Source organism: Nonomuraea sp. NPDC050663, from assembly GCF_044456985.1.
Classification (GTDB): domain Bacteria; phylum Actinomycetota; class Actinomycetes; order Streptosporangiales; family Streptosporangiaceae; genus Nonomuraea.
Genome location: NZ_JBITGL010000002.1, coordinates 38,563 through 57,053, shown reverse-complemented (window position 1 = coordinate 57,053; position 18,491 = coordinate 38,563). Strand labels below are relative to the sequence as shown.

The 18,491-nt window shown below is 70.6% G+C and carries 13 protein-coding genes; 4 read left to right on the top strand and 9 right to left on the bottom strand.

The window, feature by feature from the left end; translation table 11 throughout:
- The first annotated feature begins 57 nt into the window (after positions 1-57).
- Positions 58-3,309: a S8 family peptidase gene (locus ACIBH1_RS04820; RefSeq protein WP_397312237.1), complete on the top strand. Its 3,252-nt coding sequence runs from the start codon at positions 58-60 to the stop codon at positions 3,307-3,309.
- Positions 3,310-3,317: 8 nt separating this feature from the next.
- Here the strand turns inward: ACIBH1_RS04820 and ACIBH1_RS04815 are convergent, their stop codons facing one another.
- Complete coding sequence (locus ACIBH1_RS04815; RefSeq protein WP_397312236.1) at positions 3,318-4,493, bottom strand: ROK family protein; 1,176 nt, start codon at positions 4,491-4,493, stop codon at positions 3,318-3,320.
- Between the two features lie 114 nt (positions 4,494-4,607).
- Here ACIBH1_RS04815 and ACIBH1_RS04810 point away from each other — a divergent pair, with 114 nt between their 5' ends.
- Genes ACIBH1_RS04810 through ACIBH1_RS04800 form a run of 3 tightly spaced genes read left to right on the top strand, consistent with a single transcriptional unit; the run spans position 4,608 to position 7,741 of the window.
- Positions 4,608-6,464, top strand: coding sequence for an endonuclease/exonuclease/phosphatase family protein (locus ACIBH1_RS04810; protein WP_397312235.1), 1,857 nt, complete (start codon positions 4,608-4,610; stop codon positions 6,462-6,464).
- Positions 6,465-6,472: 8 nt separating this feature from the next.
- Positions 6,473-6,922, top strand: coding sequence for an RrF2 family transcriptional regulator (locus ACIBH1_RS04805; protein ID WP_397312234.1), 450 nt, complete (start codon positions 6,473-6,475; stop codon positions 6,920-6,922).
- 51 nt (positions 6,923-6,973) lie between these two features.
- Positions 6,974-7,741: a DNA-formamidopyrimidine glycosylase family protein gene (locus ACIBH1_RS04800; RefSeq protein WP_397312233.1), complete on the top strand. Its 768-nt coding sequence runs from the start codon at positions 6,974-6,976 to the stop codon at positions 7,739-7,741.
- Here ACIBH1_RS04800 and ACIBH1_RS04795 read toward each other — a convergent pair.
- From ACIBH1_RS04795 to ACIBH1_RS04760, 8 genes are all read right to left on the bottom strand, one after another.
- Positions 7,738-8,094 carry a helix-turn-helix domain-containing protein gene (locus ACIBH1_RS04795; RefSeq protein WP_397312232.1) on the bottom strand — a complete coding sequence of 119 codons (357 nt, stop codon included), beginning with the start codon at positions 8,092-8,094 and terminating at the stop codon, positions 7,738-7,740. The two genes, ACIBH1_RS04800 and ACIBH1_RS04795, sit on opposite strands and share 4 nt — an antisense overlap.
- Positions 8,095-8,302: 208 nt before the next feature.
- Positions 8,303-8,791 (bottom strand): CinA family protein, encoded by a 489-nt coding sequence (locus tag ACIBH1_RS04790; protein WP_397312231.1) that lies wholly within the window; start codon positions 8,789-8,791, stop codon positions 8,303-8,305.
- A gap of 3 nt (positions 8,792-8,794) precedes the next feature.
- Complete coding sequence (gene pgsA, locus ACIBH1_RS04785) at positions 8,795-9,367, bottom strand: CDP-diacylglycerol--glycerol-3-phosphate 3-phosphatidyltransferase (RefSeq protein ID WP_397312230.1); 573 nt, start codon at positions 9,365-9,367, stop codon at positions 8,795-8,797.
- Complete coding sequence (rimO, locus tag ACIBH1_RS04780) at positions 9,364-10,776, bottom strand: 30S ribosomal protein S12 methylthiotransferase RimO (RefSeq protein ID WP_397312229.1); 1,413 nt, start codon at positions 10,774-10,776, stop codon at positions 9,364-9,366. The genes pgsA and rimO overlap by 4 nt, the downstream gene beginning before the upstream one ends.
- A 36-nt stretch (positions 10,777-10,812) precedes the next feature.
- Positions 10,813-11,583 carry a helix-turn-helix domain-containing protein gene (locus tag ACIBH1_RS04775; RefSeq protein WP_397312228.1) on the bottom strand — a complete coding sequence of 257 codons (771 nt, stop codon included), beginning with the start codon at positions 11,581-11,583 and terminating at the stop codon, positions 10,813-10,815.
- A gap of 69 nt (positions 11,584-11,652) precedes the next feature.
- On the bottom strand, positions 11,653-14,166 hold the full coding sequence (locus tag ACIBH1_RS04770) for a DNA translocase FtsK 4TM domain-containing protein (RefSeq protein WP_397312227.1): 2,514 nt from the start codon (positions 14,164-14,166) through the stop codon (positions 11,653-11,655).
- Between the two features lie 72 nt (positions 14,167-14,238).
- On the bottom strand, positions 14,239-14,859 hold the full coding sequence (locus ACIBH1_RS04765; RefSeq protein ID WP_397312226.1) for a two-component system response regulator: 621 nt from the start codon (positions 14,857-14,859) through the stop codon (positions 14,239-14,241).
- Positions 14,856-18,491: HAMP domain-containing protein (locus tag ACIBH1_RS04760; RefSeq protein WP_397312224.1), on the bottom strand; the 3,636-nt coding region annotated here is incomplete at its 5' end. The genes ACIBH1_RS04765 and ACIBH1_RS04760, both read right to left, overlap by 4 nt.

The window sequence follows — 18,491 nt, the reverse complement described above, 5'->3', positions numbered from 1 at the left end:
CGCCCGTCCCGCCCGACAAGATCAGCACAAATTTCCTGACTTGTGAGGTAGAGGACTGTGTGGAGAAAGAAGGGCGCGGCGAGCCTGTCGCTGGCCGTCCTCGCCGGGCTGCTGGCGGCCTCGCCCGCACACGCGGAGCCCAGGCACGCGGAGCCCGCGCACGCGGAGCCCGGGCGGAGCGCGCCGGGCGACGCCGCGCCCGAGAAGAGCGTCACGCTGATCACCGGCGACAAGGTCACGCTGCGCGGCCAGGCGCTGCGCTTCGTTCCCGGATCCGGGCGCAAGACCTCCTACCTGCGCTTCGGCGCCGGTGACGAGCTGACCGTGATCCCCACGGACGTCGCGGACCTGGTGGCCCAAGGCGTGCTCGACGAGCGGCTGTTCCAGGTCAACCGGCTGGTGGCCGACGGCCTCGACGACGCCTCGTCGCCGACGTTGCCGCTGATCGTGCAGTATCCGGCCACGGCCAGGGCCGCCCTGCCCGCGGGAGGCACGGCGCTGCCGTCGATCAACGGCGTGGCGCTGGCCCCCGCCAAGGACCAGCCGATCCTGAAGACCCTGATGAGCGCCCGCGGCGTGAGCGCGAGCAAGATCTGGCTGGACGCCCCGGTGAAGGTCGCCCTGGAGCAGAGCGTGCCTCAGGTGGGCGCGCCCGAGGCCTGGCAGGCCGGCTACACCGGTCAGGGCGTCAAGGTGGCCGTGCTCGACACCGGCATCGACGCCACCCACCCCGACCTGGCCCAGCAGATCGAGGCCACGCAGAACTTCACCTACGGCGGCACGGTCGCCGACGGCCACGGCCACGGCACCCACGTCGCCTCGACGATCGCCGGGCTCGGCGCCACCCGCAAGGGCGTCGCGCCGGGAGCGCGCCTGCTGATCGGCAAGGTGCTCAGCGACTCGGGCTCCGGCGCCACCTCGCGCATCATCTCCGGCATGGAGTGGGCGGCCCGCAGCGGCGCCAAGATCATCAACATGAGCCTCGGTGGCGCCGACTCGCCCGGCGAGGACCCGATGGAGCAGGCCGTCGCGCAGCTGACCGCCGAGACCGGCGCCCTGTTCGTGATCGCCGCGGGCAACGACGGCGACCAGAGCTACACCGTCGGCTCGCCCGGCAGCAGCGACTCGGCGCTGACCGTCGGCGCGGTCGACAAGCAGGACACCATGGCGCGCTTCTCCAGCCGCGGACCGAGGGTCGGCGACAACGCGCTCAAGCCCGACCTGGTGGCGCCCGGCGTCGACATCGTCGCCGCCCGCTCCTCCACCTCGTCGCTTCCCGCGGTCGACGGCGGCTACACGAGCATGAGCGGCACCTCCATGGCCACCCCGCACGTCGCCGGCGCCGCCGCCGTCCTGGCCCAGCGTCACCCCGACTGGACCTGGCAGCAGCTCAAGAGCGCGCTGACGGGCAGCGCCAAGGCCATCGACGCGCCCGGCTTCCAGCAGGGGTCGGGCCGACTCGACGTGGCGCGTGCCGTACGGCAGGAGGTCTTCGCCACCGCCACGACGCTCTCCTTCGGTTCCGTCGCCCACCCGTACGAGGGTGCCGTCGAGCGCACGGTGACCTACACCAACGCGGGGAGCGCGCCGGTCACCCTCCAGTTGTCGGCCACCGCCGCCGCGCACACCGGTGAGGCCGCGCCCGCCGGGATGTTCGCCGTGCCCGCCGAGGTGACCGTGCCCGCCGGCGGCAGCACTGAGGTGAAGGTCACCGCGACGCCGTCGCTCGGCGTCGCCGGGCCGTACGCCGGACGGGTCACCGCGCGCAGCGCGGACGGCTCCGTGGTCGTGCAGACCGGGCTCAGCCTCGACAAGGCCGTGCGCACGCACAAGGTCAAGCTGACCGTGCTGGACCGCGAGGGCACCGTCCCCGACCCGGCCGCGCGGGCGCTGCCGGTCTACTTCGAGTCGCTGTCGGGCGCGCCCCGCCAGGTCTTCCCCGTCGCCGACGGGTCGGCCGAGATCGAGCTGGCCGAGGGCCGCTACCTGGCCATCGCGGCCCCGATCACGATCGTGCCCGGCCAGGAGATGGACAACAGCCTCGTGGTCCTGCCCGACGTGGAGGTCACCGGCGAGCGCGAGATCGTCTTCGACGCCCGTACGGCCCGCACGATGGATGTGAAGACCGACAAGGCCGACGCCGAGACCTCCGCCGAGGAGATGCTCTTCACCCGCGAGCGGCCGGGCGGGCTCGCCCCGATCCTCGTCGGCGCGGCCTCGGGCGAGGAGGGCCAGCGTTTCTCCGTCACCCCGACCGACGAGGTCGACGGCTTCGGCTTCCGCCTCTGGTCGGTCATCGGCCGCCGCGGGGCCGACGGCTACTTCGCCGACAGCCCCTACGCCTACTACCTCATGTTCAGGACCGAGGGCCGCGTCCCCGAGGGCCACACCGTGCGCGACCGCGACCTGGCCTCCGTCCCCGTCGAGTTCGCCGCCATCCGGCAGAAGCTGCTCACCCCGATGGTCGTCTTCGCCAACCCGCCGTCGTCGTGGGGCCCGCTGCCCAGCGCGATGGAGATGCACACGACGCTGCCCAGCAAGCGCACCGAGTACTTCACCCCCGGCATCGGCTACACCCGCGGCCTGAACACCTTCCTCACCCTGGAGCACGAACCCGAGCGCACCTTCAAGGCGCACAAGCGCTACCGGGCCGAGCGGTGGAACCAGGCCGTGCTCGCCCCCGCCCTGCCCGACTGGGGCGGCCTGAGCCGCGCCGGTGACAAGCTGACGATCGGCATGCCGCTGGCGCACACGCCGACCGAGGGCCGCACCGGATTCGTGATGTTGTCCGACACCAAGACCACGCTCTACGCCGCCGACGGCACCCAGGTGACCAGTGCGGACCAGGTGCCCATGCAGCTGTCGCCCGTCACCTTCACCGCTCCGGCCGGAACCTACCGGGTCGTCATGGAGGGCACGGCCGACCGCTACACCTCGGAGCTGTCGACCCCGATCACTTCGGCGTGGACCTTCACCTCCGAGCAGGACGGCCCCGCCCAGGTGCTGGCCGTCGTCGCCTCACCCGAGCTCGACCTCGACAACGCCGCGCCCGCCGGACCGATGACGCTGCCGCTGCGCCTGGAGAGCACTTCCAGGGCACTGCTGGCGAAGGTCGGCGCCGAGGTCTCCTACGACGACGGCGCGAGCTGGCGCAAGCTGATCGTGCTGCCCGCGGGCCCGCAGGAGTATCGCGCCGTGATGGCCAACCCGTCGAAGCCCGGTGGCTTCGCCTCACTGCGGCTGACGGCCGACGACCGGCGCGGCAACACCGTCACCACCACGGTGACCAGGGCCTTCCGCCTGAAGTAGCCGGAGAATCAGGAGGAGAAGAGCTCCTCACGAGCCTGTCCGAGGGCGGCCAGCACGGCGCCACGCAACACCGGGTTGCCCTCGACGGCCGTGGTCACCACCTCAGGGCGGATCGGGCAGATGCGCGCGACGGCTTCCTCGACGCGCGAGGTCAGCGCCGATCCGCCCGCCCGGCACACCTCTCCCGCCAGCACGACCCGGCCCGGGTCGAGCACGACGCACACCGCCGCCACGCCCAGCGCCAGCCGGTGGGCGATGTCGTCGAGCAGCGGATCGCCGCGCTCGCCCGCGGCCAGCGCCGCCTGCACGCTCTCGCTCGCGTCGCTCACCGCGAAGCCGTACCCCTTGGCCAGGTCGGCCACGGCCTCGGCGCTGACCAGCGACTGCAGGCCGCCCGCCAGCGACGGCAGCCGGCCCGGCTCGGCCCTGATGTCCTCGGGCAGCGGCACACCCGGCACCGGCAGGTAGCCGATCTCGCCCGCGCTGCCGGAACGCCCCCGGTGGATCTTGCCGTCGAGCACCACCGACAGGCCGATGCCGCGCGCCGCCCACAGCAGCACGAAGTCGTCGATGCCCTTGGCCGCCCCGTCGGCGCGCTCGGCGATCGCCGCCAGGTTGACGTCGTTCTCGATCGTCACCTCGCGCTTGAGATCGCGCGCCAGCGCCTCGTGGATGCCCTCGTGCCAGGCGGGCAGGTCGAAGGAGAACCGCACGTCGCCGCTGCGCGGATCGACCACGCCCGGCGTGCCGATCACGACGCCGCGCAACTTCGACAGGCTCACCTTGGCGCTCTTGCACGCCTTCACCACGGCGCTGTGGACCACCGAGACGGGGTCGTCGCCGTTGGGGCTGACCGTCACCTCCGCCAGCGTGCGGCCGTGGATGTCGGCGATGGCCGTCGAGACGGTCTCGGGACCGACGTCGAGCCCTGCCACGTAGGCGGAGTTGGAGACCACGGAATACAGCGCGGCGTTGGGGCCCCGGCCGCCCGCCTGCACGCCGACCACCTCGACCAGGCCGCGCTCCTCGAGCCTGGCCAGGGTCTGCGAGGCGGTGACCTTCGACAGGCCGGTCTGGTCGCCGATCTGGCCCCTGGTCATCGGACCTTCGGCCAGGAGGAGTTCCAGGGCAGCCCGATCGTTGATCTCCCGTAGCAACCGGGGCACACCAGGGCGTCGCTCCACGCTGTATCCCAACGTCAAATCGTTAAGGTTGCTGAGAGTTTAGCGCTCTTGCAAGCGCTTACGGGTTTCCGTGATGATGCCTGAATGCCCGCCGTGCCGTTAGCCATCGGCGTCATGATCTTCTTTGACGTGCTACGGGTGTTCCTGCCGTCCTTGATCACCTTGTTCGGCCGGGCCGGCGAGACCCCTCCCGAGCTCATGGGCGCCTACGCCGCCGCCTGGTTCGTCCTGCCCTTCCTCGCCGCCCTGCTGCGCCCGTCCTGGTGCCTGTACGGCGGAGCGGCCGTGCTGGTGGTGTCGCGGCTGGTGCTGCAGACCGGGCTGGAGCAGCTCTACACGGCCTCCGTCGGCGTGTGCGCGGGACTGGTCTTCCTGTACGGCTGCGCGCGCACCCTCGACCGCCGGGCGGTTCCCCTCGGGATCGCCAGCGGGCTGGCCGCCACGGTGGTGGTGCACCAGGTGCTGGACCAGGTCGACCTGGTGTGGCGTGACGGGCTGCTGGCGTGGCTGGGCGTGCTGGCCCTGTGCGCGGGGTTCGCGGTCGCGCTGCGCGAGGCCAAGCCCTCGGACGATCTCGCACCTGCGGCGACGTGGGCGCTGTTCGGGCCCGCGCTGTTCCTGGTGGGGCAGTCGTCCCTGGTGTCGCTGCCTCCCGCCTGGGCGCCGGGGATGTGGGGCGAGGTCCTGGCCCGGGGCGGGGTGGGGTTGTCGGCGGTGCTGCTGGTGTTCGCGGCGGCGCTTCCCCGCCGGCCCGGCCTGCCGCTCGCCGGGCTGGCCGGCGTGCTGCTGCTGGCGGGCACGGGGCTGCCCGACGCCTCACTCGCCTCGCTCGCCTCGCCGATGATCGGCGCGGCCATCGGGATCGCGCTCTCGGCGACCGCCCTGCGCCGCCTGCCGCCCAAGCGTCCCGGCGCGGCGCTGCTGGGCGGGACGACGGGGTTCCTGGTGGCGACGTTCGCGTACTACGCGGCGTATGACATGGACCTGGGGTTCCCCAACCGGCTGGTGCCGCTGGCAATGGGGCTGGCGGTAATCGCCGCCCTCGCACTGACGGCACGCGGCACCGACCGCCCGTTCCGCCCACCCCTCGCCGCCGGACCCCTCTCCCCCGGCAGGCGGCGGCTCGTCGTGGCGGCGGCGGTGGGGGTGATCGTCATGACCGGGGCGACGGGCGCGCACGCCGAGCCCGCCGTGCAGCGCAAGACCGGCGACCGGTTCACCCTCCTGGCCTACAACATCCGCATGGGCTTCGGCCTCGACGGCCGCCTGTCCCTCGACCACATCGCCGCCTTCATCAACGAGCGCTCCCCCGACGTCGTCCTGCTCAGCGAGGTCGACCGCGGCTGGCTGCTCAACGGCGGCCACGACGACCTGGCGCGCATCGCCAGGCTCACCGGCCTGCGCCACGTCTTCGCCCCCGCCGCCGACGGACGCTGGGGCGACGCCCTGCTGACGAACCTGCCCGTCACGGTCAGGTCCCACAGGCTCGGCGCGCACGACTACCCGACCGGCGCGCAGGCGCAGGCGATCGTCGTGGAGGTGGGCGGCAGGCAGGTCGGCATCGTCAACACCCACTTGCAGGCGCCGGCCGGCCAGGCGCCCGAGGTGGCCGGGATCGCCGCCGAGCTCGCCCGTGGCATCGTCCTCGACAGCGTGCGCCCCGCGGAGGACGGCATGCCGGCCCGGGCCGCGTTCGGGGACCCGAGGCCGGTGGTCCTGGCCGGTGATCTCAACATCCCCGCCGGGGACCCTGGACTGGCGCCACTGCTCGATGCCGGACTCCGTGATCCCCTGACAAATCTGGGCAATCCGCTGACGTCTCCGGCGGACGCTCCGGTCAAGCGCATCGACCACGTGCTGGTCACGCAGGGGATCGAGGTGCTGAAGGCCGAGGTCCCCCGCCTGCCGTACTCCGATCACCTGCCCGTTCTGGCGACCTTGCGCCTAACCAGTGTTGACCAGGGGGGATAATCGGTTACATGCGCCTTTCCGCTCGTGTCGACTACGCCCTTCGCGCCGCCGCCGAACTCGCCGCCGCGGGTGCCGGGCCGACCACCGTGGGCGAGCTCGCCAAAGAGCAGGACATGCCGCCCAAGTACCTCGAGAACATCCTGCTGCAGATGCGCCGGGCCGGGCTCGTGCGTGGGCAGCGCGGCCCGGAGGGCGGCTACGTGCTGGCCCGCCCCGCCGCCGAGATCAGCCTGGCCGACGTGATCAGGGCGGTCGACGGCCCGCTGGCCAACGTCCGCGGCGAGCGCCCCGAGCACGTGGGCTATCGGGGGCCCGCCGAGTCGCTCCAGCAGGTGTGGATCGCGCTGCGCGCCTCCGAGCGGGCGATCCTCGAAGAGGTCACCCTCGAACACGTCGCCAAGGGCGACCTGCCCGTCCGGGTGCGCGAACTGTCCGCCGACCCCTCGGCCTGGGACTGATCCGAGGTGCGCGGGCCGGCAGCCGACTTCCCGGCCGGGAGGTGACCCGCCGTGCCCGAGGGCGACTCCGTCTTCCGCGCCGCGGCCAGGCTGCGTGAGGCGCTCGACGGCAGGGTCCTCGTGCGCTCCGACTTCCGGGTGCCGCGCCACGCCACGGCCGACCTGTCAGGCCGCCGCGTGCTCGAGACCGTCTCCCGGGGCAAACACCTGCTGACCAGGGTGGAGGGCGGGCTGACCGTCCACACCCACCTGCGCATGGACGGAAGCTGGCGCATCATGCCGCCGCATGCCCGGGTGCCGGGCCGCGACCAGGTCAGGCTGGTGCTGGCCACCGCCGACAACCAGGCGGTCGGCTTCAAGCTGGGGATGGTCGACCTGATCAGGACCGAACGCGAAGACACCGTCGTGGGGCATCTGGGACCGGATCTGCTGGGGCCCGACTGGGATGCGGAGCTGGCGGCGCGCAACCTCATGAGGGCGCCCGAGCGCACGATCGGCGAGGCGCTGCTCGATCAGCGCAATCTGGCCGGGATCGGCACGATCTACCGCGCGGAGACGCTCTTCCTGCGCGGGCTGTGGCCGTGGCGGACGGTCGGGGAGGTGGCGGGGCTCGCGGAGCTCGACAACCTGGAGGGTGTGGTCACGCAGGCGCAGCGCCTCCTCGCAGAGGGCGCACGGCAGCGGGTCGATCGTCGGTGGGTCTACGGCAGGGCGGGAAGACCCTGTCGCCGATGCGGAGGGCTGATCAGCCGCGGGGAGATGGGAGCAGCGCCACAGGAGCGACTGATCCTGTGGTGCGGGACCTGCCAGCCGCGTTAGGCGGCCACCATGTCCTTGACCTCGGGGAAGACCGTGTCGGTGATGGCACCGGGAACGGTTTCCGACAAGGGGAGACGCTCGTGTTCGGGTGCGTCGGCCAAAACCGGGGCGACCTGCAGCTCGGCAAGCGCGAACTGGTCGGACACCTCGCGAAGCACCTGCGACAGCGGCACGCCGAGGGCGCCGCAGATCGATGCGAGCAGCTCGGAAGAGGCTTCCTTCTGACCGCGTTCGACCTCGGACAGGTAACCCAGCGAAACTCTCGCAAGCTGGGACACTTCACGCAGAGTGCGTCCTTGCCGGACACGCAACCGGCGCAGCACGTCACCCAGCAGCTGACGCAGCAGAATCATGTGACGCTCCCTCCCGGGCGTGGTCGGCTTTACCCCGCCGTGCGCAACCTTCTTCTTGACTTCGTACATACTCCTCGCCGTCATCATCGGGCGTCGCTGCCGGTTTCCAGATGGCTCACGGACCTCACTCACAGCTCCACCGTACCCGTATCCACCGACACCGCGTCAGACCGTGCATCGCATGTTCGCTGGGGACGTAACACGGTAATCATGCGGAATGTTCCCCCATGTTCTGCTTCAGCACACCTTCGAGCAGATCGACGGCCTGTTGAACGGTCTCTACCCGGATACGTTCGCGTGACCCTTCCAATTTCAGATCTTTACCCCGCAGAGCGCCTCCGGGACCTGCGACGGCCACGAAAACGGTGCCCACCGCCCGCCCGTCCTGAGGCTCGGGACCCGCCACGCCGGTGACCGCCAGGCCGTAGGTCGATCCGCACAACGCCGCCACGCCCCGCGCCATCGCCGCCGCCACCTCGGGATGCACGGCGCCCTCGCGGGCCAGCAGGTCGTCGGGGACGCCGAGCAGGGAGTGCTTCAGATCGGTCGCGTAGGAGATGACCCCGCCGCGGAAGGACTTCGACGAGCCGGGCACTCCCGTGAACGCGGCGCCGATCATCCCGCCGGTCAGCGACTCGGCCACGGCCAGCGTGGCCGCCTGCCGTACGAGGAGGTCCAGCACGTGCTCGGCGGGCATGGTCTACTCCCCTCTGGCCTTCCTGGCGACCTGACGCAGTTTCACGGCCCGCCAGACATAATCCACACCCGTGGCCACGGTGACCACCACCGCCGCGCCCATGACGGTCCAGCGCACCACGTCGGGCACGCCGGGCACGATGTAGAGGACGATCGCCGCCATCTGCAGGACGGTCTTGACCTTGCCGCCGTAGCTGGCCGGTATCACGCCGTGGCGGATCACCCAGAACCTCAGGAACGTCACGCCCAGCTCCCTGCCGAGGATGACCACCGTCACCCACCAGGGCAGCTCCTGCAGGATCGACAGGCCCACCAGCGCCGCGCCCGTCAGCGCCTTGTCGGCGATCGGGTCGGCGATCTTGCCGAAGTCGGTGATCAGCCCGTAGCGCCTGGCCAGCTCGCCGTCGAGGTAGTCGGTGAACGAGCCCACGGCGAAGACGCCCAGGGCGACCCAGCGCCACGTCGGGCCGGGCAGGAACAGGCTGACGAAGAAGAACGGGACGAGCGCCAAGCGGAGGACCGTGAGCACGTTCGCGATGTTCCAGGGGCTCACCAAGCGGCGCTCGTCCTTCGTCACGGCCCGCCGGCCTTGATGCGCGCGATCAGGTCGACGCCTTCGGAGTCGACCACCGTGGCGCGGACGATCTGGCCGGGCAGCAGGCCGATGCCCTGCACGGTGACGGAGCCGTCGACCTCGGGGCCCTGGTGGGCGGCGCGGCCTTCGTAGCCGCCGTCGCCCAGGTCCTCCTCGATGAGCACGTCGACCTCGGTGCCGATGCGCTCCTCGGCGCGCTGCGAGGTCAGCTCCTCGGCCAGCTCGGTCAGGACGCGCACCCGCTCGTCGACGACCTCTTGGGGCAGCTTGCCCTCGAAGGTCGCGGCCTCGGTGCCGTCTTCGTCGGAGTAGCCGAAGACGCCGATGACGTCGAGGCGGGCCTGCTCCAGGAAGCCGACCAGCTCGCCGAACTCCTCGTCGGTCTCGCCGGGGAAGCCCACGATGAAGTTGGAGCGCACGCCAGCCTCGGGGGCGAGCTTGCGGACGGCCTCCAGCAGATCGAGGAAGCGCTGAGGGTCGCCGAAGCGGCGCATGCGGCGCAGGACCGTGCCGGAGGCGTGCTGGAAGGACAGGTCGAAGTAGGGCGCCACGCCCTCGGTGGCGGCCAGCACCTCGATCAGGCCGGGGCGCAGCTCGGCCGGCTGGAGGTAGCTCGCGCGCACCCGCTCGACGCCCTCGATCGCTGCCAGCTGCGGCAGCAGCTTCTCCAGCGCGCGCAGGTCGCCCAGGTCCTTGCCGTAGGAGGTGGAGTTCTCGCTCACCAGCACCAGCTCGCGCACCCCGCGGTGGGCCAGCCAGTCGGCCTCGGCCAGCAGCTCTTCGGGAGTGCGGGAGACGTAGGAGCCGCGGAAGGCGGGGATGGCGCAGAAGGTGCAGCGGCGGTCGCAGCCGGAGGCCAGCTTGAGCGAGGCCACCGGGCTCTCGTCGAGCCGTTTGCGCAGCACGCGCGGGCCGCTGGCGGGATAGGGCGCGGCCGGGTCGCTCTCGCCGTGGCCCGGGATGTTCTTCGCGGCCGAGCGGCGCTCGACGGGCGAGAGCGGCAGCAGCGTGCGGCGGTCGCGCGGCGTGTGAGGGGCGAACGCCCGCCCCTCCATCACGTCGTCGAGACGCTCGCCGATGGTGGTGTAGTCGTCGAAGGAGATGACGGCGCTGGCCTCGGGCAGGGCGTCGGCCAGCTCCTTGCCGTAGCGCTCGGCCATGCAGCCGGCGGCGACCACCTTGGCGCCGGAGTCGGAGGCGGCCAGCAGCGTGTCGATCGAGTCTTTCTTCGCGGAGTCGATGAACCCGCAGGTGTTGACGACGACGACGTCGGGGTCGTCTTCACCGAGCTGCCAGCCGGAAGCCTCCAGGCGCGCGGCGAGCTCTTCCGAGTCGACTTCGTTGCGGGCGCAGCCCAGAGTGATCAGGGAAACGGTTCTGCGGGATGACATGGTGTCCTCTACGGTATCGGCACTTGGCCACCACCTTCACCGGGGCCTGGCCGCTGAGGGCCCGAAGGAGCGGCGGATGGTCTGCCCACGCGATCCGGGTGTGCCCAGGTTCTTGCCGTTGACCTGCAGGGATACCGCCCCGGCATCGCCGATGAGCAGCTTGACCTCGGAGGGGGCCTTCCAGGTGGAGGACTTGCCCTTGGCCAGGGTGCCGGCGAAGAGCTTGCGTCCCTTGGCGTCACGGACGTTCACGTAGGCCGACCTCTTGGCCAGAACCCTGACGGTGACCATCTTGGGGTTGCGGGCGGTCGACTGCGCCTGGGTGCGGCGCGGGACGGGCAGGACGGGCTGGGCGTTGCTGGGCAGCATGCTGGGGATGCTGGAGGCGGGCATGATCTCGGCCGTCGGGGGCTGGCCGGAGCCGCCCATGACCCGCACGACGCCGAACACGACGACGATGGCCAGCGCCACCCCCAGCGCCATGGTCCAGTTGGGGCCGCGCCGCTCGCGCAGCTTGACCCTGCGGTCGGCCTGGAAGACGGCCGCCGCCTTCACCGGCACGGGCAGCCCGCCGTGCTGCTCGTCGTAGAGCTGGACCACGGCCGCCGGGTCGAGCCCGACGGCCTTGGCGAAGCCCTTCACGTGGCCTTTGGCGTAGAAGTCCCCGCCGCACAGGGAGAAGTCGTCGCGCTCGATGGCGTACAGCACGGCCTCGCGAATACGAGTGCTCGCGCTCAGCTGCCCGACCGTCAGTCCCTTCTCCCGCCTGGCCTCGGCCAGCATGGAGCCAATGCTCTGCTCGTTCACTCCCCGCCCCTGACCTTGCGTAGTGACACTTATTCAATCAGTAATCACCATGCCCAGGGGACAGCTGGGTCATTCGCCGCGAAGATCCGCAAGCAGACCGGCCAACTCGTCGGGTTTGACCAGCACATCACGAGCTTTTGACCCTTCGCTGGGCCCCACCACATTGCGGCTTTCCAAGAGGTCCATCAGGCGTCCCGCCTTGGCGAAGCCGACGCGCAGCTTGCGCTGGAGCATCGAGGTCGAGCCGAACTGCGTGGTCACGATCAGCTCGGCCGCCTGCAGCAGCAGGTCGAGGTCGTCGCCGATGTCCTCGTCGATCTCCTTCTTGACCGGCGCGGCGGCGACGTCGTCGCGGTACTCGGCCTGCATCTGGCCCTTGCAGTGGGCGACGATCTCGGCGATCTCCTTCTCGCCGACGAAGGCGTTCTGGATGCGGATCGGCTTGCTCGCGCCCATCGGCAGGAACAGCGCGTCACCCTGGCCGACCAGCTTGTCGGCGCCCGGCTGGTCGAGGATGACCCGCGAGTCGGTCAGCGACGACACCGCGAAGGCCAGCCGGGACGGCACGTTGGCCTTGATCAGGCCGGTGACGACGTCGACGGAGGGCCGCTGGGTGGCGATGACCAGGTGGATGCCCGCGGCGCGGGCCAGCTGGGTGATGCGCACGATGGAGTCTTCGACGTCGCGCGGCGCGACCATCATGAGGTCGGCCAGCTCGTCGACGATCACCAGGAGGTACGGGTAGGGCTGGTAGACCCGCTCGCTGCCGGGAGGAGGCTGAAGCTTGCCCGCCTTGACCGCCTTGTTGAACTCGTCGACGTGGCGGAAACCGCTGGCCGCCAGGTCGTCGTAGCGGCGGTCCATCTCCCCCACCACCCATTCGAGGGCCTCGGCGGCCTTCTTCGGGTTGGTGATGATCGGGGTGATGAGGTGCGGGATGCCCTCGTAGACGCTGAGCTCGACCCGCTTGGGGTCGACCAGCACCATGCGTACCTCGTCGGGCGTGGAGCGCATCAGGATGCTGGTGATGAGGCCGTTGACGCAGACCGACTTGCCGGCGCCGGTGGCGCCCGCGATGAGCAGGTGCGGCATCTTGGCGAGGTTGGCGACGATCGTGCGGCCCTCGACGTCCTTGCCGAGCCCGACGATCATCGGGTGGTGGTCGGCCTGGGCGACCTGCGACCTGAGCACGTCGCCGAGCGAGACCAGGTCCTTGTCGGCGTTCGGGATCTCGACGCCGATCGCCGACTTGCCCGGGATGGGCGACAGGATGCGCACGTCGGCGGACTTGACGGCGTAGGCGATGTTCTTGGTGAGGGCGGTGACCTTCTCCACCTTCACCGCGGGGCCCAGCTCGATCTCGTAGCGCGTGACCGTCGGGCCGCGGGTGAAGCCGATCACCTGCGCGTCGATGGTGAACTGCTCCAGCACGCTCGTCAGCGCGTTGACCACCACGCTGTTGGCCTTGGTCGCCGGCTTGGGCGCGCTGCCGCCCTTGAGGGTCTGCAGGTCGGGCAGGATGTACGGCCCGGCCTGCGGGGAGAGCACGAGCTGCTCGACCTTGCGCGGGGCGGGGGTGGGCTCGGGCGGCTCGGGCTTGCTGGCCTTGACCGGCGGCTCGTCGTCGTCGGCGGTCAGGCCCGGCACGATCTCGGGCGAGTGGTCGGCCCGCTTGTCGTCTTCCTTGATGACCGGGGAGTCGTACGGCTTGACGCCGTCGGGCAGCTCCTGGCCGTCCTTCTTCTTCGTACGGCTGCGCCGCACGGGATCGCCCGGCTGGGGGGTGCCGCGGTCGAGGAGCATGTGGCGCAGCTCGGCCAGCCGCTCGGGGATGCGGTGCACCGGCGTCGCGGTGATCACCAGCACACCGAAGACCGACAGGATCAGCAGCAGCGGGATCGTCACGAAGGCGGGCAGGATGCTCATCGGCGGAGCGGAGACGATGAAGCCGACCATGCCGCCCGCCTGCGACACCCGCTCCATCGTGTCGTTGTTGCCGCCCGAGGGGTAGGGCGTGCCGTTGGCGACGTGGACGATGCCCAGCACCCCGGCGAGCAGCGCGGCCCAGCCGATGATCATGCGCCCGGTGTCGGCGTTCTGGTCGGGGTGACGCAGGTAGCGCCAGGCCAGCAGGCCCAGCAGCAGCGGCACCGCCCAGGCCAGCGAGCCGAAGATCGCGCTCTCGACCGTGGCGACGAATCCGGCCACGTCGCCCTTGGTCGTGCGCCACGTCATCGCGGCCAGCACGATCGCGACCGCCAGCCACGCCAGGCCCACGCCGTCGCGCCGGTGCGCGGGATCGAGCTCCTTGGCCTGGTTGCCCAGCGCCCGCGCGGCCGCGCCGAGCCCGTTGGCCACCAGCATCCACAGGCCGACGATCAGCTTGCCGATCATGGTGAAGACCCACGTGATGGGGTCCTGGTGCGTCACCGGTCTCTTGGCCGACGCCCTGGGCCGCGAACGCGACGACGAGCTCCCCGAGCCCGGCGTGCGCTTGGCCGGCGAGCCGCCCGACCCCGACCGAGAGGAGGTCGACCGCTTCGCCGGTCCTTTCGATGTGCTTTTCGGCGTACGGGTGGCCATGATGCCAAAGGTACGTCGGAGACCGCCCCGGCCGCACTCTGCCACGCCGGGACAAGCCTCCCGAACTCTCTTTCAGAGCTTGACCGCCTCGAAGGCCGACTGCATGGCCGCCACCCGCTCCGCCAGCTCCGCCACCGCCTCCTTCAGCACGTCGTCCTCGGGCCGCTCGGCGCAGACGCCGCTCAGCCGCGACTCCACGGCCCCCAGCCGCTCGCCGAACTCGGCGATCGCCCTGCCGTTGGCGGCCAGCCTGTCGTCCTGGCGGATCAGCTCGCGCAGCAGCGTGGTCTGCTCCTGCAGCCGCACGGTCTTGCGGAACAGGTCGATGAAGACGGCGACCTTGGAGCGCAGCACCCACGGGTCGAAGGGCTTGGTGATGTAGTCGACGGCGCCCACCGCGTAGCCGCGAAAGGAGGCGCTCGACCCGCTGTCGGTGCCGGTGAGGAAGATGATCGGCACGTCCTTGGTCTTGTCGAGCCGCTTGATGTGGGTGGCCGTCTCGAAGCCGTCCATGCCGGGCATGAGCACGTCGAGCAGGACGACCGCCACGTCGTGGCGCAACATGAGCTTCATCGCCTCCTGCCCCGACTTGGCGCGCAGCAGGGTCTGCTGGAGCGGGCGCAGCACCGCCTCGAGCGCCATCAGGCTCTCGTCGCGGTCGTCGACCAGCAGGATCTTGACCGGGCGGTTCATCCGGCCACCTCTGCCGGCAGCCGCTCTCCGCTGAGCCAGCTGCGCATGACCTCCAGCAGGTGGTCGAGGTCGACCGGCTTGGGGACGTAGTCGGAGGCGCCCCTGGCGATGGCGGTGTCGCGGTCGCCCGGCATGGCCTTGGCCGTCAGCGCGATGATGGGGAGCGTGGTGTACTGCGGCATCTGCCGGACGACCGCCATGGTCTCGTAGCCGTCCATTCCGGGCATCATGATGTCCATCAGCACCAGCTCGATCCGCTCCTCGCGTTCGAGCGTGTCGATGCCTTCGCGGCCGTTCTCGGCGTAGGCGACCTCCAGGCCGAGGCGGCTCAGCACGTGGGTGAGGGCGTAGACGTTGCGGATGTCGTCGTCGACGATCAGCACCCGGCGGCCGTCGAAGATCCTGCCGATCGGGCCCGCCTTGAGCTCGGTCAGCCTGGCCGCGGAGTACCACAGCTCGCCGCCCTGCTCGGCGGGCCATTCCGCGTCTTGTTCCTGCGGTGGCGGGGCCTCGGCGGGCCGGTGCCGCGTCTCGGCTCGCGCCTGGTGGTCGTCGTCGGGCCCGGGGCTGACCAGCGGGGCCGGGCAGCGGGCGGGCACGTACAAGGTGAAGGTGCTGCCCCTGCCCGGCTCGCTGGAGACGTGGATCTCGCCGCCGAGCAGGCAGGCGATCTCGCTGCTGATCGACAGGCCCAGGCCGGTGCCGCCGTACTTGCGGCTGGTGGTGCCGTCGGCCTGCTGGAAGGCGCCGAAGATGGCGGGCAGTTTGTCGGCGGCGATGCCGATGCCCGTGTCGGTGACCGCGTAGGCGATGACGTCCTCCTCGGTCTCCAGCGAGGGGTCGTCGAAGGCGTGGCGCCCGGCGTTGGAGACCTCCAGCCGCACCTCGCCGCCGTCGGTGAACTTGACAGCGTTGGACAGCAGGTTGCGCAGGATCTGCTGCAGGCGCCGCTCGTCGGCGAACAGCTCGCGCGGCACGCCGGGCCGTACCTCGATCTCGAAGGCGAGCCCCCGGTCGGCGGTCAGCGGGCGGAAGGTGGCGTCGACGTAGTCGAGCAGCTTGCTCAGCGGCACCGTCTCGGGACGCACGTCCATGCGGCCCGCCTCGATCTTGGACAGGTCGAGGATGTCGTTGATCAGCTGCAGCAGGTCGCTGCCCGCGTTGTGGATGGTGGAGGCGAACTCCACCTCCTGCGACGACAGGTTCCCGTCGGGGTTGTCGGCCAGCAGCCTGGCGAGGATGAGCAGGCTGTTGAGCGGGGTGCGCAGCTCGTGCGACATGTTGGCGAGGAACTCCGACTTGTAGCGGCTCGACGTCGCCAGCAGTTGCGCCTTCTCCTCCAGCGCGGCGTTCGACTTGCGCAGCTCGGCCTGCTGGCGCTGCATGTCGTCGGAGCGGCCCTGCAGCTGTACGGCGAGGCGTTGCGATTCCGACAGCAGCGCCTCGGTGCGCGAGTTGGCGATGATGGTGTTGATCGCCACGCCGATGGTCACCACGAACTGGTCGAAGAAGGCCAGGTGCACGTCGCTGAAGCGGTTGAAGGACGCCAGCTCGATCACGCCGAGCACCTGGTCCTCGAAGGGGATGGGCAGGATGACGACGCTGGCGGGGGCCGATTCGCCGAGCCCCGACTGGATCTTGATGTAGTCGGGCGGCACCTCGGCGAGCAGGATCCGCTGTTTCTCCACGGCCGCCTGGCCGACCAGGCCGTGGCCGAACTTGACGGGCCGGATCTCCTGGCTGGGCAGCGCCGAGCCGTACCCCGCGATGAGGGCCAGCACGGGCTCTTCGTACGGGTCGCGCTCGGCCAGGAAGAAGGCGCCGTAGTGGGCCGAGACCAGCGGGGTGATCTCGGACAGGATGAGGTCGGCCACCTCGACGAGGTCGCGGTGGCCCTGCATGAGCCCGGCGATGCGGGCCAGGTTGCTTTCGAGCCAGTCCTTGGCGCGGGTGGTCTCGCGCAGGGTCGCGACCATGAGGTTGACGTTGTTCTTGAGCTCGGCGACCTCGCCCTTGGCCTCCAGCGAGATCGAGCGGCTGAGGTCTCCCTGGGCGACGGCACTGGCCACCTCGGCGATGGCGCGCACCTGGGTGGTGAGGTTTCCGGCGAGCTCGTTGACGTTGCTGGTGAGGCGCTCCCACGTGCCGTAGACGCCCTCGACCTCGGCCTGGCCGCCGAGCCTGCCTTCCGAGCCGACCTCGCGTGCGACGCGGGTGACCTCGGAGGAGAAGCGGCTGAGGGTGTCGACCATGGTGTTGATCGTGGTCTTGAGCTCGAGGATCTCACCGCGGGCGTCGACGTCGATCTTCTTGGACAGGTCGCCGTTGGCGACGGCCGTGGCGACCTGGGCGATGTTGCGCACCTGGGAGGTCAGGTTGGAGGCCATGAAGTTGACGTTGTCGGTGAGGTCCTTCCACACCCCCGACACGCCGCGCACCTGCGCCTGACCGCCGAGCCGTCCGTCGGTGCCGACCTCGCGGGCCACGCGTGAGACCTCGTCGGCGAAGGCGCTGAGCTGGTCGACGGTGGTGTTGATGGTGTCCTTGAGCTGGAGGATCTCGCCCCGGGCGGTGACGGTGATCTTCTTGGACAGGTCGCCGTTGGCGATGGCGGTCGTCACGACGGCGATGCTGCGCACCTGGGAGGTCAGGTTGCCCGCCATGAAGTTGACGTTGTCGGTGAGGTCCTTCCACACTCCCGACACGCCCCGCACCTGCGCCTGACCGCCCAGCCGTCCCTCGGTGCCCACCTCGCGCGCCACGCGCGTCACCTCGTCGGCGAAGGCGGACAGCTGGTCCACGGTGGAGTTGATGGTGTCCTTCAGCTGCAGGATCTCGCCCCGGGCGTCGACGTCGATCTTCTTGGACAGATCGCCGTTGGCGATGGCCGTCGTCACCTGGGCGATCGAGCGCACCTGGGTGGTCAGGTTGGAGGCCATGAAGTTGACGTTGTCGGTCAGGTCCTTCCACGTGCCGGAGGCTCCCCTGACCTCGGCCCTGCCGCCGAGCTGGCCTGCCGTCCCGACCTCGCGGGCCACGCGGGTTACCTCGTCGGCGAAGGCGGACAACTGGTCGACCATCGTGTTGATGGTCTCGGTGAGTTCGAGGATCTCGCCCTTCACCTCGACGGTGATCTTCCTGGTCAGGTCGCCCTGCGCGACGGCGGTGGCGACCTGGGCGATGTTGCGTACCTGGGTGGTGAGGTTGTCGGCCATGAAGTTGACGTTGTCGGTGAGGTCCTTCCATACTCCCGACACGCCCCGCACCTGCGCCTGACCGCCCAGCCGTCCCTCGGTGCCCACCTCGCGCGCCACGCGCGTCACCTCGTCGGCGAAGGCGGACAGCTGGTCCACCATCGTGTTCACGGTGTCTTTCAGCTGCAGGATCTCGCCCTTCACGTCGACCGTGATCTTCTTCGACAGGTCGCCGTTGGCCACGGCGGTGGTGATCTGGGCGATGTCGCGCACCTGCGAGGTCAGGTTGGAGGCCATGAAGTTCACGTTGTCGGTGAGGTCCTTCCACACCCCCGACACCCCGCGCACCTGCGCCTGACCGCCCAGCCGTCCCTCGGTGCCCACCTCGCGCGCCACGCGCGTCACCTCGTCGGCGAAGGCGGACAGCTGGTCCACCAT